General features: G+C 57.9%; 25 protein-coding genes. 4 read left to right on the top strand and 21 right to left on the bottom strand.

From position 1 onward, the window contains the following. Nucleotides 1-22: 22 nt before the first annotated feature. Complete coding sequence (locus HW450_RS03075; protein WP_182386125.1) at nt 23-1333, top strand: ISL3 family transposase; 1311 nt, start codon at nt 23-25, stop codon at nt 1331-1333. Here the strand turns inward: HW450_RS03075 and HW450_RS03080 are convergent. From HW450_RS03080 to HW450_RS03150, 15 genes are all read right to left on the bottom strand, one after another. Continuing rightward, a complete protein-coding gene (locus HW450_RS03080; protein WP_182386551.1) occupies nt 1320-1844 on the bottom strand; it encodes an FAD-dependent monooxygenase in 525 nt (174 codons plus the stop codon). The genes HW450_RS03075 and HW450_RS03080 overlap by 14 nt on opposite strands. 9 nt (nt 1845-1853) lie before the next feature. Beyond that, nucleotides 1854-3248, bottom strand: coding sequence for an MFS transporter (locus tag HW450_RS03085; RefSeq protein WP_182386552.1), 1395 nt, complete (start codon nt 3246-3248; stop codon nt 1854-1856). 190 nt (nt 3249-3438) lie between these two features. Then, entirely contained in the window at nt 3439-4287 is an 849-nt protein-coding gene (locus HW450_RS03090) for an alpha/beta fold hydrolase (RefSeq protein ID WP_182386553.1), read from the bottom strand. 99 nt (nt 4288-4386) lie between these two features. Beyond that, entirely contained in the window at nt 4387-5085 is a 699-nt protein-coding gene (locus HW450_RS03095; protein ID WP_182386554.1) for a putative quinol monooxygenase, read from the bottom strand. Then, nucleotides 5082-6122 carry a VOC family protein gene (locus HW450_RS03100; RefSeq protein WP_182386555.1) on the bottom strand — a complete coding sequence of 347 codons (1041 nt, stop codon included), beginning with the start codon at nt 6120-6122 and terminating at the stop codon, nt 5082-5084. The genes HW450_RS03095 and HW450_RS03100 overlap by 4 nt, the downstream gene beginning before the upstream one ends. A gap of 16 nt (nt 6123-6138) precedes the next feature. Beyond that, complete coding sequence (locus HW450_RS03105; protein ID WP_182386556.1) at nt 6139-6672, bottom strand: aromatic-ring-hydroxylating dioxygenase subunit beta; 534 nt, start codon at nt 6670-6672, stop codon at nt 6139-6141. Nucleotides 6673-6686: 14 nt separating this feature from the next. Continuing rightward, a complete protein-coding gene (locus tag HW450_RS03110; RefSeq protein ID WP_182386557.1) occupies nt 6687-8036 on the bottom strand; it encodes an aromatic ring-hydroxylating oxygenase subunit alpha in 1350 nt (449 codons plus the stop codon). 785 nt (nt 8037-8821) lie between these two features. After that, nucleotides 8822-9238 carry a PaaI family thioesterase gene (locus tag HW450_RS03115; RefSeq protein ID WP_182386558.1) on the bottom strand — a complete coding sequence of 139 codons (417 nt, stop codon included), beginning with the start codon at nt 9236-9238 and terminating at the stop codon, nt 8822-8824. Next, a complete protein-coding gene (locus HW450_RS03120) occupies nt 9235-9555 on the bottom strand; it encodes a hypothetical protein (RefSeq protein WP_182386559.1) in 321 nt (106 codons plus the stop codon). The genes HW450_RS03115 and HW450_RS03120 overlap by 4 nt, the downstream gene beginning before the upstream one ends. After that, on the bottom strand, nt 9555-11147 hold the full coding sequence (locus HW450_RS03125) for an acyl-CoA synthetase (protein WP_182386560.1): 1593 nt from the start codon (nt 11145-11147) through the stop codon (nt 9555-9557). The genes HW450_RS03120 and HW450_RS03125 overlap by 1 nt, the downstream gene beginning before the upstream one ends. Then, nucleotides 11144-11968 carry an SDR family NAD(P)-dependent oxidoreductase gene (locus tag HW450_RS03130; RefSeq protein WP_182386561.1) on the bottom strand — a complete coding sequence of 275 codons (825 nt, stop codon included), beginning with the start codon at nt 11966-11968 and terminating at the stop codon, nt 11144-11146. Before HW450_RS03130 ends, HW450_RS03125 begins: the two co-directional genes overlap by 4 nt. 12 nt (nt 11969-11980) lie before the next feature. Further along, nucleotides 11981-12541, bottom strand: coding sequence for an aromatic-ring-hydroxylating dioxygenase subunit beta (locus HW450_RS03135; RefSeq protein WP_182386562.1), 561 nt, complete (start codon nt 12539-12541; stop codon nt 11981-11983). Nucleotides 12542-12578: 37 nt separating this feature from the next. After that, on the bottom strand, nt 12579-13787 hold the full coding sequence (locus tag HW450_RS03140; RefSeq protein WP_182386563.1) for an NAD(P)/FAD-dependent oxidoreductase: 1209 nt from the start codon (nt 13785-13787) through the stop codon (nt 12579-12581). Continuing rightward, entirely contained in the window at nt 13780-14130 is a 351-nt protein-coding gene (locus HW450_RS03145) for a non-heme iron oxygenase ferredoxin subunit (protein WP_182386564.1), read from the bottom strand. Before HW450_RS03145 ends, HW450_RS03140 begins: the two co-directional genes overlap by 8 nt. A gap of 26 nt (nt 14131-14156) precedes the next feature. Beyond that, nucleotides 14157-15491 carry an aromatic ring-hydroxylating dioxygenase subunit alpha gene (locus HW450_RS03150; protein ID WP_182386565.1) on the bottom strand — a complete coding sequence of 445 codons (1335 nt, stop codon included), beginning with the start codon at nt 15489-15491 and terminating at the stop codon, nt 14157-14159. 324 nt (nt 15492-15815) lie between these two features. On the opposite strand from HW450_RS03150, the gene HW450_RS03155 reads away from it, so the two are divergent. After that, nucleotides 15816-16610 carry an IclR family transcriptional regulator gene (locus HW450_RS03155; protein WP_182386566.1) on the top strand — a complete coding sequence of 265 codons (795 nt, stop codon included), beginning with the start codon at nt 15816-15818 and terminating at the stop codon, nt 16608-16610. A 29-nt stretch (nt 16611-16639) separates the two neighbouring features. Here HW450_RS03155 and dmpG read toward each other — a convergent pair whose 3' ends face one another. Genes dmpG through HW450_RS03175 form a run of 4 tightly spaced genes read right to left on the bottom strand, consistent with a single transcriptional unit; the run spans nt 16640 to nt 20321 of the window. Next, nucleotides 16640-17644, bottom strand: a complete 1005-nt coding sequence (gene dmpG, locus HW450_RS03160) for a 4-hydroxy-2-oxovalerate aldolase (protein ID WP_182386567.1) — start codon at nt 17642-17644, stop codon at nt 16640-16642. A gap of 1 nt (nt 17645) precedes the next feature. After that, complete coding sequence (locus HW450_RS03165; protein WP_182386568.1) at nt 17646-18569, bottom strand: acetaldehyde dehydrogenase (acetylating); 924 nt, start codon at nt 18567-18569, stop codon at nt 17646-17648. Nucleotides 18570-18592: 23 nt separating this feature from the next. Next, nucleotides 18593-19369, bottom strand: a complete 777-nt coding sequence (locus HW450_RS03170) for a 2-keto-4-pentenoate hydratase (protein ID WP_182386569.1) — start codon at nt 19367-19369, stop codon at nt 18593-18595. A gap of 16 nt (nt 19370-19385) precedes the next feature. Then, nucleotides 19386-20321, bottom strand: coding sequence for a 3-carboxyethylcatechol 2,3-dioxygenase (locus HW450_RS03175; protein ID WP_182386570.1), 936 nt, complete (start codon nt 20319-20321; stop codon nt 19386-19388). Between the two features lie 153 nt (nt 20322-20474). Between HW450_RS03175 and pth the strand changes: the two genes are divergently transcribed. Next, a complete protein-coding gene (gene pth, locus HW450_RS03180; RefSeq protein ID WP_182386571.1) occupies nt 20475-21050 on the top strand; it encodes an aminoacyl-tRNA hydrolase in 576 nt (191 codons plus the stop codon). A 347-nt stretch (nt 21051-21397) separates the two neighbouring features. Here pth and HW450_RS03185 read toward each other — a convergent pair whose 3' ends face one another. Both HW450_RS03185 and HW450_RS03190 read right to left on the bottom strand, forming a co-directional pair. Then, the gene (locus tag HW450_RS03185; RefSeq protein ID WP_182386572.1) at nt 21398-22849 is read right to left on the bottom strand and encodes a glyceraldehyde-3-phosphate dehydrogenase; all 1452 of its coding nucleotides are present in this window, start codon (nt 22847-22849) and stop codon (nt 21398-21400) included. 45 nt (nt 22850-22894) lie between these two features. Beyond that, complete coding sequence (locus HW450_RS03190) at nt 22895-23911, bottom strand: nitronate monooxygenase (RefSeq protein ID WP_182386573.1); 1017 nt, start codon at nt 23909-23911, stop codon at nt 22895-22897. 20 nt (nt 23912-23931) lie between these two features. Here HW450_RS03190 and HW450_RS03195 point away from each other — a divergent pair, with 20 nt between their 5' ends. Next, nucleotides 23932-25566: a peptide chain release factor 3 gene (locus tag HW450_RS03195; RefSeq protein WP_182386574.1), complete on the top strand. Its 1635-nt coding sequence runs from the start codon at nt 23932-23934 to the stop codon at nt 25564-25566. Nucleotides 25567-25679 lie beyond the last annotated feature (113 nt).

Here is a 25679-nt window from a genome sequence, read left to right on the forward strand (position 1 = left end):
CCAACCGAACCAGGACCCTACTGTGCAGCCTACTACTGGCAACCTCGTCGCCGACACCATCTGCCGCACCGCAGAAATCGGCCTCACGATCACCGGAGCCGCCGACGCCGGAAACATCACCATCATCGACGCCACCCCGGTGGCCGTGAACCACACCTGCCCGGACTGCGGGCACCCCGGGAAGCTGAGGGATCACACCCTGCGCCGGCTCGTTGATCTTCCCGTCGTCGGGTTCCCCACCCGCCTGGACGTCCGCGTCCCCCGCTTTCTGTGCACAGAGCCCTTCTGCTCTAGGAAGATCTTCCAGGCATCCCTGGCCTGCGCGGATGACGGATCCAAGCTCACCCACCGAGTCACCCGCTGGATCCTCCAGCGCCTCGCCATTGACCGGATGAGTGTGTCTGCCACCGCCAAAGTACTCGGTATCGGCTGGGACCTGGTCAACCAGGTCGCACTCGATGCCTGCCGCCAGCTCGTCTACGACGACCCGCACCACCTCGACGGCGTGCGCATCCTCGGAGTCGATGAGCACGTCTGGAAACACACCCGAGGTCAGCCCTCGAACCTGGTGACCATCCTCGTGGACCTCACCCCACTGGTCGACGGCCGCGGGCCCGCCCGACTACTGGACATGCGACCGGGGCGGTCCGCGGACGTGCTGCGCGGGTGGCTGCAGGAACGCGACCCCGGCTTCCGTCGCCAAGTGCAGGTGGTGACCATGGACGGCTTCACCGGTTATGCCACCGCAGTCGAAGAGCAACTACCACAGGCAAATAAAGTCATGGACCCTTTCCATGTGGTGCATCTGGCGGCTGACAAACTCACCGGGTGCCGGCAACGACTCCAACGAGAGACCACCGGACGCCGCGGACGCAAAGATGATCCGCTGTATAAGTACCGTCGCACCCTGTTGACCAGGACGAACTACCTCACCGAGCGGCAGAAACAACGCCTGGACATGCTGTGGGCCACCGACGATGACTACGTGGCACTCGAGGTCACCTGGATGTTCTACCAGGACCTGATCACAGCATACGGGCACCCGCAGAAATCAGAAGGCAAGAAGTTGATGGAACGGATCATCACCACCCTGCGCAAAGGCTTGCCGAAAGGTCTGGAGGAGCTGGCTCAACTCGGGAGAACCCTGTGGCGTCGGCGGGAAGATGTGCTCGCCTACTTCGATATCGGGGCGTCCAACGGGCCGGTCGAGGCCATCAACGGCAGGCTCGAGCACCTACGGGGGATCGCCCTGGGATTCCGAAACCTCAACCACTACATCTTGCGGTGCCTGATCCACTCCGGACAACTACAGGACAAGATCAACGCACTCTAAAACCGGAAGAGCCAGTAAAAGACCGACCACCTTCGCAGCCCACAACAAACCGACCAACCAAGTCTTCTTTCGTACCATCTGCACGCTGACTCGTGACGACTACGCTATCTTCCTCTTCCCGGATCCCCACCAGTTCTGTCCCGAAAGTCAGACTCACGCTGTCAAAGCGGTCCAAGTTTTTCATCAACTGCTCGTCGATAAGCGGCTGCAAAAAGCCCAGCTTGCGTGGCCACCCGAGTGGGGTACCTTTCGGGTCGTTAGCCATAATGACATCGCCATGTCCGTTGACCAGTCTCATCTTGTGGTTCGGGACCACAAAGGGTTCAATGCTATCTACAACGTCGATGCTTTGGAATGTACGCATCGATTCATCATCGAGGCCGACGCCCCGTGGATAGTCAATGAGAGTATCTCGCTGTTCAATCACTCGGGTAGCTACGCCGAATTTCCCCAGCAAGTTGGCAAGCACCAACCCCGTCGGACCGGCTCCGATGATGATGACGTCGTACATGGTTAGCCCCTAGGCCTTAAACACGGAGGTCTCTTCGAAGCGCTCCGCATGAGTTTCAGTATGTGCGGTTTCCTTGGAGAAGTAGATGGCCAAGGAGCTGATGACGAAGAGGACAGAACCATAAATCACGATTGGAGTGAGTCCGGATTCTGCAGAGACCAGGCGATTTGCCACCAGCGGTGCCGTACCTGCACCGAGGATAGAACCGAGCTGGAAGGTCATTCCGGAGCCGGTGTAGCGGTGAGCTGCATCAAACTTCTCAGATAGGAATGCACCGATCGGGCCGTACTGTGCTGGCTGAACTACGCACACCATCAAGATCATTCCGATCCAAATGAGCAGTGGCTTGCCGGTTTCAATCAGACTCGTGACACCCCACAGCCCTGCGATCGAGACCATGCCACCAGCGATCATCACTCGACGACGTCCATACACGTCCGACAACGCCGCGATCGCCGGCATCACAAAAATCGCGATGATGGAGCCGATGGTGACCATCATTAGGCCATCTGCGCGGTCAATCGGATTCTCCGTCCCCGCAGTTGACTTTACGATGTAAGGAACCATAAAGGTGCCCTGGAGTCCCTGCATGAACAGACCAGCCATCGCAGCCAACGAACCCAAGACAATCTCGGTAGGAGAATCCTTGAGCATCTTCATCAGCGGGACACCAGTTTGCACATTGCCTTGTTTGCGTGCCTGCTCGAACTCAGGGGACTCACTGACCTGGGAGCGCAGGTACAGGCCGAACACTACAATTCCCGCGGAGAGTAGGAACGGAACACGCCAGCCCCAGTCAGTAACAAAGTACGAGCTAGGATCTGCAAAGCTATCTCCAGAAATGTTTGAGAATAACGCCAACGTGAGCGTGGACAGCACCGCACCGGCAGGGCCACCAGCGATAGCGAAGGACGCACCTAATCCCTTGCTTTCCCGCTTGGAATGTTCCATCGCCATAAGCGTTGCGCCTGCCCACTCACCGCCAACAGCAACGCCTTGAACCGTGCGTAGCACCACCAGAATGATCGGTGCTGCGACACCAATGTGGTTTGCTGAGGGCAGGAGGCCGATACAGACCGAAACGATGCCCATGGTCAGCAGAGTGACAATTAGGACGTTCTTACGCCCATATTTATCGCCAAAGTGACCGAATGCCATGGAACCGATTGGTCGGGAGATGTACCCAATGAGGAGAATGATGAAGGATAGCGTGGTTCCCATTGCTGGGCTGAGGTTGCCGAAGAACAACGAGGGAAAGACCAGTCCGGCGGCTGCTGCGTACAGCAAGAAGTCGTAGTATTCCACGGCGCTGCCGAGAAAGCTCGAAAGTTGAGCTTTCCGACGCAACGTCGGATCCTTGCTTTCCGCAACCGGTTCCTGGCTATGAGTCAAAGTATTAGTCATCGGGACCTTACTCTCTATGCGATGTGACTTAACATACAGCGGTTCCTAAAGAGTAAGACAGAACACATCTTTAATTGCAGTGGTGTTCCGTTCCCCGAAACACACCACCATTGACCTGCGAAAACATTGGGATTCCTGGCCAATAAAAATGGGGCCACGCCCGCTGGCGCAGCCCCATATTCTTGTGCGATTACATGTGGCGTTCGAGCCACTTCCCTACCACTTCATTGAATTCTTCTGCTCGCTCCACCTGAGACCAGTGGCCACATTGCGAGAAAATGTGTGCATCAGCGTGTGGCACAACGTTGAGGATGTCCCAGGTACGAGACACTGGGATCACGCGATCCTGTACGCCGTGGATAAGCAAGACGGGGATGTCGAGCTTGGCCAAGACGTCGAAGTCGAGAGGCAGTTCGTTGCGGTCGCGGTCACGAGCAGCGACCACTTCCTTGAGCCGATCCGACGCGGTGTCATTGAGCGCGGATTCGTAGCGCAGCTGCACCAACTCGTCGGAAATCAGGTCATGATCGACAACGAACAGCTCCAGGGTATCCCGGATGCCTTCCGGGGTGAGGTTCGGGTTTGAGTGCCCCTTCAGTGCCCCGGTGAGCTTTGCGCCACCGGTACCCATGGAGACGATGCCCAGCAGGCGATCCGGGTAGTCAATAGCAAATTGGAAGGCCAGCCAGCCGCCGAGGGAGTTGCCAACGATCCAGGTCTTTTCGATGCCCAGCGCGTCCAAAACGCGCACTGCGTGGCGAACCCACTCTTTAATACCGTACTTGGTCCCTTCTGCGACAACGGTCTGGCCGTAGCCGACGGAGTCAATCGCAATGCAGCGACCATAGTTTGCTAGTTCAGGGAGGTTGAGCCACCAGTTGGCAGCAGCGGTGACGCCAGTACCAGAGCCGTGGAGGAACAGGATAGGTGCACCCTCGCCCAGCTCGTGGTAGTGCGTGATTTCACCTTCAGCGGTTTCCAGCCATTTGTCTTCCAAATCGAAGAAGTCATCGGTGCGGTAATCAGGGATCTGAGCCATTTTTCTTCCTCACTTCACTGTCACTTAGCAGATCGTTGTTGCCATTGTTCCCCCTTCAAAGAAACAACGGGGGAATGCGTTCCACCTGACGGAACACTGTCAGCGTGCTCCCCAGCGCACAGTCTCCGCATAACGCTCGGGTTCACGTGGCAGGAACATTCCGTAGTGAAGTTCAAAGGCTTGCTGACGGTAAAACTCTCGTGACGGTTCTCCCCGAAGCATCGGCGCAGGTTGACGACCGGAATCACCACGTAGCTCGACGCTGCGCATCCTTCCCTGCCAATGGAGATCGTAGATCCGCTGATCGGACCATAACTCGAGCAGCATGAGGTGGTCAGGAAGCTCGATATTCTCGTACCAGGCGTAGTGGATGCAACCGGGTTCACGTCGCGTTTCTGCGATTTCTCGCGCCGTCAGCTCCCGCATCAGCTCATTGGGCTGGTAAGCACCTTGAATGACGATGGATACCGGCCCGGCGGCGGGCCACATGATGGGCCCAGGTTCGGTCGTCGCATCGGTGGGCGTCCAGCACCCGTCGGCGAGCTGATATGAAGACTGACGGTAGATCTCCACGTCTCCATCTGTGAAGATTTGGGATAGCGCTGGGAATTGCCCGCTTCGCTCCAGAAGCGCAGCCATGCCTTTCTCGTCGTCACACAGCATGGCCAGCGCGTATGCTTCTTCACCTGCTGCGAGGCTCCGGTAAACCTCACACTGCGCTACCGCTTCGCGAGCAGCAGTGATTTCAGTCAGGAGGGCGTCGTCAAGCTGTGCAAACCTGGCGGTGAGGCGTATCACGCCTGCTCCTCAAAGTCGATGACCCAGTCTGGGGCTTGATATTCCGGCTCGGCTGGGCGACGACGCACCACGCCTTCCACCAAGTACCCACCGAGGGCGTCGAACAGGTCGAAATATCCAAATTCCGCTGCTTCGCCACGCAGTGTCGAGCCCATGCACAGTGGGTGTCCCGCGGCAGTCATGTCATCCACCACTCGCTGCCATTGCGCATCATCCTTGGTCATCCAGCTGAAAATGTGGTGGATTCCGGGGCCACGGATATCAAAGAATTCGCGGTTGTAGTGGCTTGGACCGTGATTGCACTGGATGATCTCGAAGCCAAAGTCGCCGGCAAAGCCCTGAGCCGTGAAGTAGCCGTGGTCGACCTTCTCGCCACGGTATTGTGGCGCGTCCAACCTGCCGAAACCGGTTTCCCACGTCTTCATCTCAAAGCGCTGGATTCCGAAAATCGCCCGGTAGTCATCTAGGGTCGCCAATACATCGTGTACGAGGACTCCGAAGTGGTACATGCCCTGCGTCGGCAGCGGCGATGGCGCCCCCTGATCGCTGATCGGCTGCTGCACCTTGGTCACCATTTCCACATAGAAGCCACCGAGGCGCTCTCGGGTGTCGTAGAAGGAGCGCTGCTCGCCGCCGACGGTGGAGCGGTAGGCACAAGGCACGCTTAACGACGCAAAATGCTCCTCAATCCCATCGCCTTCCGCAGCGACCTGAATGAAGCAAATGCCTTCCCGCTTGGTGCGCAGGTGCTCCATGAAGGGGGATTCGCCAGACACTGGCTGGATGAGTTCAAAGGTGAGGGCCCGTGCCGGTTCACCACCTGGCCCTTCCTCCCCTTCCCGAGGAACCGTGGACCCGACGGCACTGCGCCACGTTCCTGGCGTAGTGATATTGCGACGTCCGTTTGTTTCCCCGTCAGTGGGCGCGTTGTCTGCGAACTCCCACTTGGTGATGCCGTAGATTCGCTCGTACTCTTTCACTGTGGCGTCCAGGTCGTACACCACGACGCCAATGCGATTGAGATGTGTGGTCTTCATACGTTACTCCTGTTCGTTAGTAGAAAAGGCTGAGATTCTTCACCAGGATCGTCGCCATGTCGAAGCGGATTTCGCGCTCCAGCACCTGGAACCCGAATGGGGCGTCCGGGTTGGCGACGATGATATCGCGACGCTCGCCGGCGATGGTGTCCTGGCTGCGCTCGCCTCGGGAGCGGTAGATCAGAAAATTGGAGCGGACATTGTAATTGCCGTCCTCGCGGGCATCGATGCGCACGTTGGAAATCATGTGCCGTGAGCGTGACGGCGGTTCCTCTGCCCATGCCATGTGGGTTTGCAGCCGGAATACCCGCTGCTTCAAAAATGCCAGGTTTTCCTCGAAGTACACGGACGTGCCCTTCGGGTAGAACTCTTCTTTGCGCTCACGGGCGACGCGATTCTCACGCACTGGGGCCCAATAGTAGATGTCAGGGTGCATGCACGTGAGCCAGTCATCCCAGCGCATGTTGTCGACGAGCTCGGCTTCGTCGTAAAGGAAGCGTGTGATTGCGCGTTCGGTCTCCGCGTCAACTCGCAGCGTTGTGGTGTCCATGCCCTCAGTTCTCCTTACTTTTCCGTGTTCTCCGACATGACCGCGCTGAAATCAGCGGTCTCCACCTCCGGGCGTCCGCCTCTCATCTCTTTTAGCTCCTCCCAGGAATGTCCCTCCATCAGGTCTCGGTAGAAGCCATACATATTGAGGGCTGCGTTGTCGGAATAGACGTGTGCAGTGGACCCTCCCGGGTAGCCGTCGTCGTCCTGAACTACTGGCACGCCACGCATGTTGTAGGTGAAACCCGTTTGACGGGACTTCGCACCGCGGAGAATGCGCTGCATCTCCTCCCAGTTTTCAGCATCGTCCTGTTCAAACATGCCGCCCGGAGAGAAGGTACGCATCACGTCGACACGGATTGCTTCCTTAACTTCCTCCGGAGCATCCTTAGGCACGAACGCCCACGACCAGATCTCCATCTCGTGTGGCCCGCGTGGGTGTGTCACGCGGAAGGTGTAGTTGCCCAGCAACATGAAGTTCGGGAACACGTTCATGTGGCCACGCACCTCACGGAACTCGCCGAGGCGTTGCTCAATGGAGTCGCGCACCGTGTTTTCCCATTCAATCAGCGCAGGGGCCGTGTTAGGGATTTCCTTGCCTCGGGCGCCGAAGAATGCGCCACCGTGACCATACGGGCTGAAGAATTGACGTCCCGTCGGGATCTTTTCGCGTCCCTTCTTACGGTCGAAGGTATCGGACCCGGACGACAGCGCTTCCACTGCGGACACGTGGCTAATCTCAGAGTGCTGCATGTCAGAGGTTGGCTGTTCAACATTGAATTTCCAGTTTGCGGGAAGAACCCACTTGTGAACAGCGATGGCTTCCATGCCACCCTCGTAGCGGTCCACATAACCATCTAGGTAGTATTTGGCGTTTCCGAGGTATTCCTCCAGAGGCGGGATGGTCTCGTCCCAGGAGCCGAAAATGAATCCCTTGTAATTTTCAATCCGAGGAACCTGAATGGCGCTGAGCTTGGATTTATCGATCCCCTGCGGGTACGCGGTCTCCTCATGCGGGATGTTGATCAGTTTGCCTTCTAGGTCGTAGGCCCAACCGTGGAAGGAACACATGAAGCCCTTCGCCACTCCTCGGTCAGCTCGACAAATGCGCATGCCCCGGTGGCGACACTGGTTGAGGAACGCTTTGACCTCACCGGACTTCTGGCGAACCACGATCACTGGGTCTTCGCCAATGTAGGTCTGAATGTAGCTTCCTCGCTTGGGCAACATGGTTTCGTGGGCTAAGAAGACCCAGGTACGTTGCCACACTTGATCGAGTTCTTGGGCGTAGATGTCATCGTCAACGAAAATGCGTCCGGAGACGTAGCCGCCTACTGGATCAATCAATTCTGAAATCTTACTCACATTACCCTCCTAATGCGGTTATGCCGATCGTTGAAAGTAAATGTAGCCCCGCTCACAGCAAAGTTGGGAGCGGTGTTCCACAGACTGGAACACAATGGGGTGAATGTGATTGCTGCACCCAAAAAGGGCTAAGGGACAAAATGTGTGTCTGAATTCCACAGTAAAGCCAGGTCAGGGCATCTAAACAGGTGCTGTATATTGTTTCAGGCCTGATAAACCCACAAATCTTGTTCCATACCGCCAGTGATACCGCACCTGCACTAACAGGTGCGGTCACCTAACTCCGGTAACCAAAAACCGACCCCGATGCCCCGTCTGCCTGGGACAAAAGCAAAAACAACGGCACCACCAGGTGACGCTTCGGCCACCAAAACCAAAGCTGATCACACACACGCAGCAACCTTCCGGGCCTTCCATGCTTATGTTGTCAGCTCAACCGCAATGACCGACACTGCAGGCTCGTGAGGTATCTCCCGAAGGAGTCTGAACCGCAGGTTCGCACCCTTGTGCTGCTTAACTCCGCAAAACCCGGGAAGCGTTCCCCGGGTCTCGGTGATCTTTTAGGCTTCACACCTGCTATTTCACTGATTTCGGCCCGAGCCCCGGGGAACGCTTCCCGGGCTTTAGTAAGAAACTTCAGGGGCCGTGATCAACGCCCCCAGAAGTGAAGTAACAACCGACAACACGCCGACCGGACACACATTTTGCTCCCTTAACCAACCAAAAACAACAAAACCGCCGCCTCCCCAGGACACTGGAGATAGGCGACGGTGAACCTTACGGAATTACTTCTTAGGCGCCGGAACCGTATAGGTGGTGACCACCTTAGCTAGAATCGACTCGTCAACGGAAGAAATCACGCTGGTATCGGTGACGATCACGCTACGCCCTGCACGCACAATCGTGGACACTGCGATCGCGTCGCCTTCCTTCTTGTTCGAGACGACGTTCACCGAGCTGGCAACAGCTAACGGGAATACCCCGGGTTCCACCTGCTGCATCGCCAGCCACGTGCCGGAAATATCAGCAAGCCCAAACAACGCTGGAGCGGAGAACATTCCCGCTGGTTGGGATACCTCCTTTGACAACGGCATCCCGACCCGGACTTCCTCCTTAGACCCGGAGATCGGGTACAGCCCGAGCGTAATAGCTACGTCATCGACGCGGGAGTAGAAATCGTCCCACTGCTCTTTGAAATTCACTTGAGCTCCATTTCATCCATGTTCTTAGGCTGATTAACTACCCAATCCGGCTCTGCCACCATGAGTGATACATCATTGCCGTCGCGAAGCTGCACGTCCAAGACATAGCGCATACCGGCCTTTTCACACTGTGCGATGGCGCTGAGGTCCCCCTCAGGAACCGCAACAACCACGCGGCGGCAAGCCTTATTGGTGGTGAAAATCTCGCGGATTTCTGCGGTCATTTCATCGATGGATCCAAAAACCAGTTCCACGTCATCTTTCCCGTACGGGTAGGTATGGCGCAGTGGTGAATCTTGAATGAGAATATGGTTCATTACTGCTCCTCTTGCTCACGCACGAATTGACGCACGGCAATTTTGTCGATTTTACCTGCGGAGTTACGTGGAATTTCCTCAACCACGTAGAGCTGCTTCGGCAGCTTGTAGCGAGCCAGGTGGCGCTCGCAGTGGTTACGCACATCCTCGAGGTTCACTTCAGCGTCACGGTCCGGCTGGATAACCGCAACCACGATTTCACCCCACTTGTCGTCACGGCGTCCCACGACGGCGTTACCGCGAACACCATCCAGCTCTGCAATGACGCGCTCCACCTCAGCTGGGTACACATTTTCGCCACCCGTAATGATGAGGTCCTTGAGTCGATCCACAATGTAGTAGTAGCCATCCTCATCGCGGTGGCCAAGGTCACCCGAGTGGAACCAGCCGGCGGTGTACGCCTTCTGGGTTACTTCTGGGTTGTTCCAGTAGCCTGTCGCTACGTTTGGCCCACGCACCCACAGTTCGCCGGTCCGGCCTGCTTCCTTCACTTCCTCACCGGTATCCGGATCCATGAGGCGAATCTCGGTGTACGGCATAGGGATGCCACAGGAGCCGATCTTCTTCTCTGTCATCTCTGGCGGCAAATAAGTAGCGAACGGAGCTGTCTCCGTCAGCCCCCATGCCTGCTGTACAGCAATCCCCTTCTCCAGGTAACGGCGAATGAGGATAGGCGGCACCGGCGCACCAGCACAGATAGTGGCGCGCATAGAGTCGAGCTTCGCGTCAGCAAAATTCGGATGCGCATAGAGTGCTTCAAGCTGAGCAGGAACCATGAATGTGGAACCCACCTGGTGGTTTTCAATATCGCTCAGTACCTGTGCCGGGTCGAAACCGCGGTGGATAAGAACCGTGTTTCCCCGAGACAGTGCCTTAATAGCGAAGGAGTTCAGTGCTCCCACGTGGAACAATGGGGCCGCCACCAGGGTGACGTCGCCAGGGCGGGAATCCACCATGGTGTCCACGTTGACGGAGTTCCACCACAGATTGCCGAAAGTGAGCTGTGCTCCCTTTGGCAGGCCGGTGGTGCCAGAAGTAAACAGCAGCAATGCCAGGTCAGTCATCACCATTGGGCGAGGTCGCACTGCCTGTTCTGGTGCTTCCGGCATGGTGGAGGTCTGATTCCAGTACAGTGGCACACGGCCGTCGGGTTCTGCTATGGGATCGTCGTCAACCACGATCACGTGGTGGCGCTCGATGCCGTAGATGTGCTTCGCCTGGTTCAGGTATGGCCCTTCCACCACCACGCTGTGCGGTGTTCCCTGCATCAATAGCTGCGAAACTTCTGGGGCGCTGAGGCGGAAGTTAAATGGCATGAAGGTGGCGCCCACTCGCCACGCCCCCAGCATGGCGAAAATGAAGGATTTCGAGTTCATGCCCAAGTAAGCGATGCGATCGCCCTGACGAACGCCAGACTCTTCAAAGTAGTGAGCCCATTTGCGCACGACCTTCTCAAGATCACCGTAGGTGAACTGCTCATCACCATAGATGATGGCCACACGGTCCGGCTGGTACGTAGCGTGGCGTACCAGCTGGGCGCATGGGTTGACGTCGATCGTTTCAGCACGATGCTCTACACCAGTGATAATCACAGGTCATCTCCTCCTGCTGCCTGGGCGAAGCCCCGGGCACTAATGCCACCATCGACGTTGATGATGGCGCCGGTGATGTTGCCGCCTTCTGCGTCGTCGGCAAGCATCAGATATGGTCCGGTGAAACTTGATGGATCTGTGGAAATGTCGTGCAGTGGGATGTACGGGTTTCTTCCCTCATCACGGCGACGTTCCAGAGTGTCCTTGAAGCTGCGGTTTTCCATTCCGATGGCGGCTGGGCCCCGCAGGTCCGTCTTCATACCACCAACGGCAACCCCGTTGACACGCACTTTTGGTGCGAGTTCATAGGCAAATTCCAACATGAGGCCACGGTCAGCGAACTTGCTGGCGGTGTAAATCGGGCCACCACCCGCGGCGTAGAACGCTGCGTTTGACAGTGTCATAATGATCGAGCCGCGTGTTTTCACCAGTTCGCGCCAGGTCGCCTCGACGGTAAGCAGGTATCCCTTGACGTTGATGGAGAAAATCTCGTCGAACATCTGGCCCAGCTCGTGGCCGTTATGACGCGTGACGGAACGGTTGTAGTCCCAGATACCGGCGTTCGGGATGACGGTATCTATTCCGCCAAACTTTTCCACCGTAGCCGCTACTGCTGCAGCGAGTGCATCTGAGTCACGGACATCCGCACCGACACCGAGGACGCGGTCAGCGTCGAAATCACTGATGGATTGCTGTGCGCGTGCTTCGTCGATGTCAACCGAGACTACATTCGCTCCGGCGTCGTAGAACCGACGTGCGAGTGCAGCCCCGAGGCCGGAACCGGCCCCGGTGATAAATACAGTTTTGTTCTGCAAGGACATCTGGTGACCGCCTTAGAAGAACGTGGAGATGTTCTTAGATGGCAGGACGTTGATGTCCAGCAGGATGCGTCGATCGAACACCTTGTAGCCTTCGTCGGTGACACGCAGCAGGTCAGTGCGGGTGCCAGCGAAGATATCGCGCTCGCGTTCCAAGCGGGTACGCCAGACGAGGAAGTTGGTACGCGCTTCAATCACCTCAGTGCCTTCGGCGTCAGTAGCGTGGTGCGCCTGCAGGTTGGTGATCAGGTGGCGGGTGCGGGACGGTGGGTCCTCAGCCCAAGCCATGCCGGAGTCGAAACGACGGATGCGCCACGCCAACGAGTCATAGGTCTCGTCATAGAACGCTGCTTCTTCAGGCCCAGCGATGCTGAGTGCCTGTTGACGGCGCAGCCGGTTGGTGCGGGTAGGAGCCCAGTAGTACAGGTCCTTATCAAACTTTTCCAGCCAGTCAACGTACCGGCCGTCGTCGAGCAGATCCGCTTCTTCAAAGTAGAAGCTTTGCAGGTCGTAGTACGTCTCAGCGCTGACCCGATCGCCTAGTGTGACGTCTTCACGTCGGAGAAAGTCAGTCATCTTCAATCATCCCTTATGTATGTCAGTGGTATGCGGCCTAACGAGCCAACTTCTTCAGATTCACCGCGGGATCAGCAAGCGCCTCGGGGTCCACCACAACCTTGCGATCAATCAGGCGTCGGGCTGCGCGTACCGCCATTCCCTTGTCGTACGCGGTGCAACCAACGATGGTGCTGTCCGGTGCAACGCGGAACACCACTTGTGGTTGTCCTTCTTCATCTGGACGAATCACGGTCTCGCCTTCGGCAGTCATTGAGCCGACGCCTTCCACGTGCACGCCATAGCGGTCTGTCCAGAACCAGGATGCGCCGTGCTCTGGTAGCTCTTGCCCGCAGATATCAGCGGCAGCGGTTTGCGCGTCGAAGATTGCGGACTCCCAGTGCTCGTGGCGTCGTTCCAGGGTGCCGTCGGCATTGCGCACGCGAGCGCAGTCACCTACCGCCCAGATCCCGTCAGCGGTGGTGCGCTGAGCATGATCGACCAGAACGCCACCGTCGCATTCCAGTTCTGCGGACTTGGCCAGGTTTTCTTCTGGGATGATGCCCACTGCAACCAGGACTACGTCTGCAGTCACGGTGTCTTTGCCATCGATGTCGATGACGAAGGTGGCGCCTTCTCGACGGATGCCCGTCGTAAAGCCGGCCACGGTCTCAACGCCGTGCGCTGCGTGCAGCGCATGCAGACGCTCGGCAATTTCCTTACCGACGGCTGGTACCAGCGCTACTGGAACAGGATCGATGAGGGTGACTTCAGCGCCCAACTCTCGGGCACTCGACGCAACTTCGGCACCAATCAGACCAGCGCCGATGATGGCCAAACGAGTGCCTTTGCCCAGGGCCTTCTTCAGACGCTGCGCATCTTCAGTGGTACGAAGCACGAATAGATCTGGGTCATCAAAGCCCGGAGCTGGCAGCGGCCGTGGTAGCCCACCGGTAGCCAGCACGAGTTTGTCAAAAGAGTGGGTCCCACCGCCGTCGAGAACGAGCTCGCGTTCCTCCGGCTTGATCCGATCCACCTTTGCCTTGACCAGGGTGACCTTGTTTTCCTCATACCAGCTACGCGGAGCGAGCAGAAGTTGTTCGGCGTTCTTGGAGCCCTGCAGGATTTCCTTTGACAGTGGCGGACGATCGTAGGGGTAACCGAGTGGATCGATGATGGTCACGGCACCTTCGAAGCCACGGTTGCGCAGTTCCGCAGCCACGGTGTACCCGCCGATACCGCCACCTACGATGGTGACATTACTCATCGGTGGCCTCCGCCGGAGTGCCTGGGTAGAGCCACACTTCATCGTCACGAATCTCAACCTTGTGGGTGTTGGTGTCCTCGGATGCTGGCATGCACAGGACCTTGCCGGTCTTCAGGCAGAAACGACCGGAGTGCATCGGGCACTCAACTTCGTTTCCTTCGATCCAGCCGTCTGCCAGTGACGCATCTGCGTGGGTGCAGATGTCATCGAGCGCGTAGTATTCGTCTTCATCGGTGCGGAAGACTGCGATGCCTACTGGGTGGCCAGACGTCTCTGGAGAAACAACGATTGCTTCCTCCTGCTCGATGTCGTCGACCTGGGCTACTTTGACGGGATTGCTCATGGGTATGCTCCTATGTTCGGTGTCGGTTACTGATCGGTGTTTTCATGCCATGCTGGCGTGGACATCAGCTCACGCCACCTGCGGTAGAGGCCACGACCTGCTGCATCGGAGTACAGCTCGGAGGTGGTTCCTGGGTAGTCTTCGCGCTGTTGCTCAGTACCCATACCCATCTGGTAGTTGAGCGCGGTGTTGCCGACCATGAACGCGTGTGCGTTGGCCTGGCATTCAGACCAGTTTTCTCCGTCGTCCTGCTCGAAGATGCCGGACGGGCCAAAAGTGCGGAGGTTGTAGAGGCGCTGAGCGCGACGTACTTCCTCGGGCATGGACTTATCCAGGACGGTCCAGGACCACACTTCCATCTTGTTCGGGCCCTTTGGGTGCCAGACGCGGATGGAACCATTCACCGGAAGGTAGGAGAAGTTAGGGAACACCGTGGCGTGACCGTTGGTCAGCGGTCCCATGACTTGCTCTGGAGACAGGCGCTCACGGAGGAAGTCGTAGTCGTAGTATTCGTGTACTGGTTGGGCGTCGAAGCGGTTCTTCGGGTGGACTGGGAAGCCAGCACCATTGCCGCGTTCGTCGGTGTATTGGCGTCCGGTACGCTGCGCGATTTCTTTCTTTGGTCCCTTGCCCGTTGGAGACATCACCATCAGCGCGGATGCATGGGACATGTTGACGTGGTACCAGTCGGTTGCGAACTGTTCAGCTGCGAGCTTCCAGTTGCCTTCCAAAACCCATTTGGTCACGCCCCCGACAACGGTGGTGCCTTCTGGATCACGGTCCATGAAGGCATCGATGTACCACTTCATCTCTCCGAGCGCGTCTTCCAGCGGTTCGGCGTCTTTGTCCCAGTTGGCAAAGATGAGGCCCTTGTAGCTTTCGACACGTGGTGCGGTCACCAGGCCCCAGTCCGCGAGATTGAAGTCGGACGAGTAGGACTCCTGCGCTGGTACGTTGACGAGGTTGCCATCGAGGTCGTAGGACCAACCGTGGTAGGTACAGGTGAAGTTTTTGGTGGATCCCATGTCTGCACGGCAGACGCGGGCGCCACGGTGACGGCAGTTGTTCAGCAGAACGCGGATTTCGCGCTTCTTGTTCATAGAAGCGATGACTGGGTCTTCGCCCATGTAGGTCTGGAAGAAGTCGCCTGGCTTCTTGAACTGATCCTCGTGCGCGATGAACAGCCAGCTGCGGGCGAAGATGCGACGCATTTCCTGGTTGTAGACCTTCTCGTCAGAGAAGATACGTCGATCGATTAGGCCACCTTCTGGGTTGACCATGCCGGTGACGTCAAGGTTCTCCTCCAAGCCTTCCGGCCTGGTGAGCCCTGCCCGAGGCATGGGGTTGTCAGGGGTGCACATAGTTCCTCCTTGATTACTACGGGGAATCCCATTTGAGATCCACCGACCATTCAGGACTTTTTGTAATCCGGTTCACAATTGGGTGATGGCATTACTTTGCTCCCGATGTGAGTCAAATTAAAACTGCCGTTCCGCCTAGCGGAACGATTGATATGAGCGCTTACCCCCGCTGGCGATAATGAAACACATCTCAGCTAGCCAGGTCCTCGGTTTTCCCAAGTGAATCAATGACTGCCACCCCCGGGGTTAGTCACAACGCTTGCGAACTTTTTGGGAATCGCCCACCGAGTACGATGTAAGAAAAAATGAAAAGAGGTTCCTCCCGTGGCTACTGCGCCAGACACCCGCAGCGCCGTCGATAAGGCGTTCAGTTTGCTGCGTTGCTTCAGCCCCAATGACGCGTCCGGCGTCGGCGTGAGTGAACTCGCTCGCCGTGCTGAGCTATCCAAATCCACTGCTCACCGGCTGCTCGCAATGCTCGTGGCCAATGGCGCGGTGGAACGAGCTGACGATGTGTACCGACTCGGCCCGCTCTGCTTCGAACTGACTCAGCAGTCGGTCAGCGAGTCCGCCGAAATGATCAGTGAAGTACTCACTCCTCACCTGGCTGCACTGTTTGAGCAGACTAGGCACACGGTTCAGTTGGGGTATTTGGAAGGCACTGAGGTGGTGTACGTGAACAAGCTGTTCTCGGCCCAGCGCGTATCCTCCCCTTCCCGCATCGGCGGGCGCGCCCCTGCGGTGTGCACGGGAATTGGTAAGGCCCTGCTCGCGTGGGACGAGACCCGACTCGAGTCCGCACTGCAACGTGGTCTTCCGAAATGGACGCCCTACACCATCACTGACCCTGAGGAACTGCGCCAGGAGCTGGAACAGGTTCGTCTCGAGGGCTTCGCATACGACAGGCAAGAAATCGCACTCGGCCTGTCCTGCATCGCCGCTCCAATTTTCGGCCGAAATAACCAGGCAGTAGCAGCGATGTCCATTTCGGGGCACGCCGCGCAGTTTAAACCCGACGTTTTTGCCAATGCTTTACGACGCACCTGTGCCGCCGCAAGCAAGTCCCTCCTGAATTTCCAGCGCCAACAGGAACGAAAAAAACCGCTAGCCAGCACGTAATCCACGCTGGCTAGCGGCCAAGCCAAGGCTTAGGCGTTCTTCAGGGCCACAGCAACATCAATAATCATGTCTTCCTGACCGCCCACGTAACCACGGCGGCCAACTTCCCGCAAGATATCAGCGGTAGGTACGCCGTAGCGCTCCGACGCCCGCTCGGCGTGGAGCAGGAAGGAGTTGTAGACGCCCATTTGACCTTGGACGATCGAACCGCGGTCCATCGCTGGCAGGCGAGGCACCATAGGCTTAAGAACGTCCTCCGCCGCGGACAGGATCTTCGGGATATCCACGCCGGTCTCAATCCCCAGGCGGTCAAAGGCAGTCGCGAGCACTTCCGTCGGAGAGTTACCTGCACCAGCGCCCAGGCCTGCGAGGGAACCGTCGATCTGCTGTGCACCGGCACGGACCGCAAGAACAGAGTTGGCAACACCGAAGGACAGGTTCTGGTGACCGTGATAACCAACCTGAGCTTCGTCGCCAATCTCGTCCAGGATAGCCTTCACGCGGTCGCTGGCCTCTTCCATGATGAGCGCACCAGCGGAGTCAACCACGTACACGCACTGGCAGCCAGCGTCCACCATGATCCTGGCCTGCTTAGCTAGGCCGGCAGGATCCAGGCGGTGAGACAACATGAGGAAACCACCGGTTTCCATGCCAAGGTCACGGGCAGCCTGGAAGTGCTTGATGGAGACATCTGCTTCCGTGCAGTGCGTCGCCACACGGACCATCCCAGCGCCACGCGCATGCGCTTCCTTCAGATCGGCCACAGTGCCGAGGCCCGGCAACAACAACACCGCAATCTTTGCCTGCTTCGCCTCATCCACGGCTGCGGACACCAAATCCAGCTCGTTGGTCTTGGAGAAACCGTAGTTGAAAGAAGAACCACCCAGGCCATCGCCGTGCGTGACTTCGATGAGTTGAATTCCGGCGTCGTCAAGCGCGCGTACGACGGCGCGCACCTGCTCCTCTGTGTACTGGTGACGCACTGCGTGGGAACCATCGCGGAGAGTGGTGTCATTGATACGAATCTTGGTCATGTTACTTTCCTTCCCCACGCAGCACATCAACCATGCGGTCGGCGGTCGCCACCGCAGCGGCGGTAATGATATCGAGGTTTCCGGCATAATCCGGCAGGTAATCGGCAGCTCCAGCGACCTCCAGCAAGACGGTCACCCGGCCCCACCCCTGCCAATCTTCGCGAGCCTCATCAAACTGCGGCTCGGCAGTAAGACGGTACCCAGGAACGTAAGCCTGCACCGTTTCCACCATGTGCTCGATGGATTGGCGAATCTGATCCCGCAGCTCACCCGGGGCCGCGGCCTCCGGAGGCAACGCACAGTACACGGTGTTGCGCATCATCATCGGCGGCTCAACCGGATTCAGGATCAAGATCGCCTTGGCCTTCTTCGCACCGCCGACCTGTTCCAACGCTGCCGCAGTGGTCTGCATGAACTCGTCAATATTGGCACGCGTACCAGGGCCGGCAGAACGAGACGAAATAGACGCCACGATCTCGGCGTACTCGACCGGAATGACGCGAGAGACTGCAGCAACAATCGGGGTGGTTGCCTGACCGCCACAAGTAATCATGTTGACGTTATCTACGTCCTGCAGCTCATCCAGGTTCACCGCTGGGCAGAAGTATGGGCCCACCGCTGCCGGGGTAAGGTCGATCGCCCGAATGCCCGCCTCACGGTAGAGGGGCGCATTAGCCTGATGAGCATACGCGGAGGTCGCTTCGAACACCAGGTCAGGCTTAACATCCTGTTCCAGCATCCATTCCACGCCGCCTGCCGACGCCTGGACACCCAAATCTTCGGCTCGCTTCAAACCATCCGACGTAGGATCTACACCGATCATGTAAATCGGCTCAACGTTCTTGGAATTCTTCTGCAGCTTCATCAGCAGGTCAGTACCAATGTTTCCTGGCCCGACGATAGCCGCTTTTAGCTTTTCTGCCATCTTCTCCCCTTATTCTTTTTTAATTAGCTAAACGAAACGCTCAGTTGGCCGTAGCGACCAAAATCGACATCAACGGTGGAGCCAGGAATCACCGGTGCTGCGGCACAGAAGCTTCCGGTGAGCACAATGTCGCCGGCCTTCAGTCCAACTCCTTGCTCCCCCAATGTCTGGGCGAGCCACACGAGAGGCTCAACCGGGTGTCCCATTACAGCGGAACCTTCGCCCGTGCCCGCAACCTCACCATCAATGGTCATGGTTGCTGGTACCGACGGCAGATCATCAAAAACAATCTCTTCAGCAACGTTGCCCAAGACGATCGCAGCGCAGGATGCGTTGTCAGCAACGGTATCCACAAGCTTGATGTCCCAATCGCGGACGCGAGAGTCAATGATTTCCACAGCCAGGAACGTCTCCCCGATCGCCTCACGCACCTCATCCATAGTGGCGGTGGCCGGCAGGTCACGGTTCAGGACGAAACCCAACTCAGGCTCGACCTTTGGAGAAATAAACTGAGAAGCGTCGATAACGTCACCGGACCGGAATACCTGCTTCTCGGTAAAGAAACCAAAATCTGGCGAATCGACCCCCAGCTGCTGTTGCATCGCGAGGGACGTCAACCCAATTTTGCGGCCAGCGATCTTCTCGCCTGCAGCAACCAGCATTTCCTCCTGAATCTGCTGAATACGGTATGCGCCGGACAGATCCAAACCAGGCAGAGTCTCTCGAGGTGGAGTGATTGGCTGCTTGGTCGTGTACGCCTCAGCGAGTTCCTTCGCAACTGCCTCGTAGTTTACGTTCATCAAAAAGCTTCTTCCTTTAACTAGCGGTCATAATGCCGAAACCAGCGATGTATTCCTTGATCGGCTCATAGAACTGGTAATCCACCGCATACTCAGGATGTGCAGCAGCCAACGCAGAGAACGCCGCCACCCAGGTGCGGACCTCGTGGGAGGAATGACCAGCAAGCTTGTCCATCTCATCAGCCTGGTACTGGTCAAAGAGTTCTGGCGTACCTGACGCGCAGACCTTCATAAACTCCTTGTCCCACTCCGGATTCAGATCCTGAATATCAGCCTGACCGGCAGCGAACGCCTTAGCCGTGTTGATCACGCGTTCTTGGCGCGCGTTGCGGGCTTCCGGAGTTGGGTTCCGGCCGTCGAGAAGCAATGCCCGCTGTTCCTCGTTCGCGGTCACCCACTGTGGCACCGGCGGGTCGTGGCTCAGTCCACCGGAAGCAATAAGAAGAATCTTCTCATCGCGGTCTTTCAGGAACTCACCGATCGCCTCTCCCATCAAGCGGACGCGCTGCATCGGCACAAACGGACGGGCCAATCCGTTGACATACACCGGGACGGTCTTGCGGGCAGCAATGTCACCAAAGACAATTTCCGCAGGTTGAACCGCACCGTGATCGACTTCCATCTTGCGAGAAATTGCAATATCAATTCCTTTATCGATCACAAACTGAGCCATCTCTTCAGCGAGCTCGGTAGGAACATCGAGCTCACCTTCCTGAGAATTGTAATCACCCACGCTGCGAGCTTTGTACCCAATGCAGTACGGCGGCATCAAATCATAGAAGAACCCGTTGTAATGATCCGGAGCGAACGTCACAATCAGATCAGGATCAAAATCACGCGCAAAATCCTTCGCGGATTTCAGCGCAGCGCGCAAACTCTGCTCAGCATCCTTCGGAAGCTCATTGATCCCAAGAAGCGGGCTGTGTGACATGGCCAGCAAAGCAATCGGCATGGTAAGTCAAGCTCCTTAAACTCTCGGTATTTGTGTATCGAAAGTCTAAAATGCCGCAAAACACAATCCACGTCCCTGTTCCACTGTTCGGAACAGACAGTCGGAGTAAACACCCTCAGCCCACCCCTCAACAGATGTGCCACAATAGAGAACATGTCTGAACCATTCCTCATCGTCGGCCTTGGCAACCCCGGAGCCAGGTACGAAACCACCCGGCACAATGTGGGATTCATGGCCATCGATGAGATCGCCGAAGATCACATGGGCTCATTCAACGTCCACAAAAAATCAAACGCGGACATCTTAGAAACCCGGATTGCCAACACCAAGGTGGTCCTCGCCAAGCCACGTACTTTTATGAACCTCTCCGGTGGCCCGATCCGAGCACTGTGCGACTTCTTTAAAATCCCACCCACCCATGTCATCGTCATCCACGACGAGCTAGACCTGGACTTCGGCACGGTGCGTCTCAAGCAAGGCGGTGGCGAAAACGGACACAACGGCCTGCGGTCCACTAGCCAAACACTTGGAACCAAGGATTACTACCGCATCCGCATCGGTATCGGCCGCCCGCCCGGACGACAAGATCCTGCTTCCTACGTGCTCAAACCATTCAGTGTGCAAGAGGCCGCTGATCTAGGAGCCATCTGCGCGGACGCGGCCGAGGGCGCCGAGTTGATCGTTACCCAGGGACTGGCCGCGGCACAGAATCGTATTCACAGCAAATAAGCGCAACATCGGGTAAAGGCACACACTTTTTTACTTAACCCCACAAAACCCGGGAAGCATTCCCCGGGTGTCGGTGATTTTTTAAGCTTCACACCTGCTATTTCACTGATTTCGGCCCAAGACCCGGGAAATGCTTCCCGGGTCTTAGCAAAAAGCTTCGGGGCCGTGGCCGTAGACCCAGGGGTGCAGTAACAACACAAAGCGCTCGGCCGGACACACTAACCCTAAAAGCCCGCCAGACGGAAGGGGATCCGTGTGGCGGGCTTAGTTACGTGCTGAATTTCCAGCTCCATCTGGCCAAAACTTACCCCTGTTTTGGTCAAACAGAACCAGAAATTCAACCGATATTAAACCTCAGTCAGCTCGAGGCGGTGTGGGCGAACCTTTGGTCGTGCGCCGGCGATTTCTTCGACGATACGGATGACCTGGTTGGAGTAGCCAAACTCGTTGTCGTACCAGACGTACAGCACGAGCTGCTTACCCTTGGCGATGGTGGCCAGGCCATCGACGATGCCGGCGTGGGTGGAGCCCACGAAGTCGGTGGAGACGACCTCTGGGGACTTGATGTAGTCGATCTGCTGACGCAGGACGGAGGTCAGGGATACCTGGCGGAGATAGTCGTTGACTTCGTCGACGGTGACATCGGACTTCATGTTCAGGTTGAGCACTGCCATGGAGACGTCTGGGGTCGGAACGCGGATGGCGTTACCGGTGAGCTTGCCTTCGAATTCTGGCAGAGCCTTGGATACGGCCTTGGCTGCACCGGTTTCGGTGAGGACCATGTTCAGGGTGGCTGCGCGACCACGGCGGGCGCCCTTGTGGAAGTTGTCGATCAGGTTCTGGTCATTGGTGAAGGAGTGGACAGTTTCCACGTGACCGAACTCGACGCCCCACTTGTCATTGACCACCTTAAGCACTGGGGTGATGGCGTTGGTGGTGCAGGATGCGGCAGACAGGACGCGATCCTCTGGAGTGATGTCCTTCTGGTTGATGCCGTACACGATGTTTTTAATGTCGCCCTTGCCTGGTGCGGTGAGCAGTACCTTGGCAACACCCTTGGACTTCAGGTGCTGCTCGAGGCCTTCGCGGTCGCGCCAGCGGCCGGTGTTGTCGACGACGATGGCGTCGTTGATGCCGTATTCGGTGTAGTCAACGGTGGCCGGGTCGGAGGAGTAAATAACCTGAATCGGTGCGCCGTTTGCCCAGATGATGTTCTTGTCGTGGTCGACGGTGATGGAGCCTTCAAAGGCGCCGTGGACAGAGTCGCGGCGCAGCAGGGAGGCGCGCTTGACCAGGTCTTGGTCGCCGTTCTTGCGGACGACGATCGCGCGGAGGCGTGGGCCGTTGTACATTGCCTGGCGGGCCAGCAAAATGCGGGCGAGCAGGCGACCGATGCGGCCGAAGCCGTAGAGCACAACGTCGGTTTGTGGGGTTTCGTCGGCATTACCGATGACGTCGGCAAGCTCACGCTCGAGGAATGCGCGCAGGTCACCACCTTCTGCTTCGAACTTGGTGGCCAGTGCGCCGAGGTCGATGGAAGCGGTGCCGAGGTTCATGTCCACGAGCTGCTCCAGGATTGGCAGGGTCTGGGACAGTGGCAGTTCCTGCTCGGTGATGCGGCGAGCGTAGCGGTGAGACTTGATGATGTCGATCTCGGTCGCGGTAACCAGCAGACGGCCGAAGATCGAGACGACAACGTTGTGCTCACGACGCAGCTTGCCGATCAGCGGGATCATCTTCTCGGCGAGCTCCACGCGCTCGTTCCAGTCAGCTTGAGAAATCGGGGTCTGCTCCGACATGTGGTCCTCCACGGGTGATGGTTTAGTTGACATACATATTCGAATTTACCGGGTTTTGCTTTGGTTGTCTGGCAACCCCTCAGTCAGGGCGGAAACGATTTCCGCTACGGATCCCATAAAAGCATGTTTTACCTGCGTACCTGCCCATGCAGCGACGTAATTTGTGTCCGAGGTAACGCTCCGAACGGGCTTCATTAAAGTGTTCACATGGGGGTAGATGGCGGGGGCATCGAGGTGGTCGCGCATGAATTGTGTTTCGATGCCACGCGCCCACCGGCCGGAGAATGCGCGCGTGAGGGCGGTTTTTCCGCCACGGGCGACCTGCTCGCGGTGGAGCTTTGCGGTGCCTGCTTCGTCAGCAAGCAGGAAGGCGGTGCCACACGCGGCAGCCACGGCGCCGGCGTCAAGTGCGGCCCGGACGGCGGTTGCGGTGGTCAGGCCGCCGGCAGCAAGCACGGGCTTATCGACGTCCACTGCCCCGAGCAACTCAAGCAGCGATCGCTGATCCGGTTCTTCAGCTACTGTGAGCGTCGAACGGTGTCCGCCGGCCTCAGGGCCTTGCAAAATCAGGGCATCGGCGCCTCGGGTTACCGCTTCCCTTGCGTCTTGCGGGTTTGTCACTGTCATCCATACTTCGATTCCGCGCTCGTGGAGCCGTTCTACTTCTGCCACGGTGAAGAGTCCAAAAGTGCAGCTGACCACGCTGGGGCGTAGTTCGCACACCACGTCCAGTTTCGCCGCAAACCCGTCGGTAGGGTCGGCTGCTGCGTAGTCCGGCACCTGTGCGTCATGCTCGGCAAACACCTGTGCAAGCGCGTCGGCGTAGCGGTCTACTGGGCTGAGGTCCGTCACTGGGGCCTGCGGATAAAACAGGTTTACCCCATAGCGATCGCAGGTCACAGCAGTCATCTTCTCTCGCAGCTTTTCCGGGGTGAGGTACCCGGCCGCGAGGAACCCGAATCCGCCTGCGGCGGCGATGGCGTCGACAAGCGCGGGCGTGGACGGTCCCCCAGCCATGGGAGCTGCAACGATGGGCACTGACAGTTGGGATAGGACAGTCATGCCAGCTATTCTTATACGTCATGAGCTCCATTGCCACCGAGGCGTCACGCCGCCGCACATTCGCCGTCATTGCCCACCCCGACGCTGGTAAGTCCACGCTGACGGAGGCGTTGGCGCTACACGCGCACGTCATTTCCGAGGCGGGCGCCGTGCACAGCAAGGCGGGCCGCAAGTCCACCGTTTCGGACTGGATGGACATGGAAAAAGAGCGTGGCATCTCCATCGGTTCCTCCGCGCTGCAGTTCGAATATGCGCCCGAGGGCCACGAGGGCGAACCATACATGATTAACCTGGTGGACACCCCGGGTCACGCGGACTTTTCCGAGGACACTTACCGCGTGCTCACCGCCGTCGACGCCGCAGTCATGCTTGTCGACGCCTCCAAAGGCCTGGAGCCCCAGACGCTGAAGCTGTTCAAGGTGTGTAAATCCCGTGGCCTGCCGATTGTGACCGTGATCAACAAGTGGGACCGCCCGGGCCGCTCCCCGCTCGAGCTCGTGGATGAGATCGTCAACGAGATCCAGCTGCAACCCACCCCGATGTACTGGCCCGTAGGTGAGGCCGGTGACTTCCGTGGCCTCGCGCGGATCACCGAAGACGGCGAAGTGGACGAGTACATTCACTTCCTGCGCACCGCAGGTGGTTCGACCATCGCGCCGGAAGAACACTACACCCCGGACGAGGCCGCCACGCGTGAGGGCGATGCCTGGGATACCTGCGTGGAAGAGGTCGAACTGATGACGATGGACGGCGCTGTCCATGACCAGGAACTCTTCGAATCCTGCACCACTTCCCCAACGATCTTTGCCTCCGCGATGCTGAACTTTGGCGTGCACCAGATCCTGGACACGCTGTGTGCCCTGGCTCCTTCTCCGCGGGGCCGAGAGTCCGATCCTGTCGCTATCGAAAAAGCGACCGGTACCTTTGATGCGGCCCGAGAGATCGACGACTCCTTCTCCGGCGTCGTATTCAAGGTGCAGGCCGGCATGGACAAGAACCACCGCGACTCCCTAGCCTTCATGCGCATCGTCTCCGGCGAATTCGACCGCGGCATGCAGGTCACCCACGCCCAGTCGGGTCGCTCTTTCTCCACCAAATACGCCCTCACCGTGTTCGGCCGCACCCGCTCCACCGTGGAGACCGCCTACCCTGGCGACATCGTCGGCCTGGTCAACGCCGGATCGCTTGCCCCTGGCGACACCATCTACGAGGGCAACAAAGTTCAATTCCCACCGATGCCACAGTTCGCGCCGGAGCACTTCCGCACCTTGCGCGCCAAGTCGCTGGGCAAGTACAAGCAGTTCCGTAAGGCTCTCGACCAGCTCGCCGCCGAAGGCGTGGTCCAGATCCTGCGCAACGACGCCCGTGGCGATGCCAACCCAGTCATGGCAGCCGTCGGCCCGATGCAGTTCGAAGTCATGCAGGCCCGCATGGAAAACGAATACAACGTCGAAACCGAAACCGACCCAATTCCGTACTCCGTCGCGCGTCGCACCGACGCCGAATCCGCCCCTGAGCTAGGCCGTCAGCGAGGCGTGGAAATCTTCACCCGCACCGACGGAGAGCTCATCGCCCTCTTCGGTGACAAATGGAAGCTCGCGTTCATCGAGAAGGAGCATCCGGAGCTCACCATGGAGCCATTGGTAGCTGATTAACCGCTGTCGAATTTCTGGTTCGGTTTGGCCACGACGGGGGTGTTTTCCTGCCAGATCGACCCAGAAATTCGACCTCCTAAGTTAAAGTATCTAGTTTTCACGAAGCTTCATTG

It is taken from the genome of Corynebacterium hindlerae (assembly GCF_014117265.1).
GTDB lineage: Bacteria > Actinomycetota > Actinomycetes > Mycobacteriales > Mycobacteriaceae > Corynebacterium > Corynebacterium hindlerae.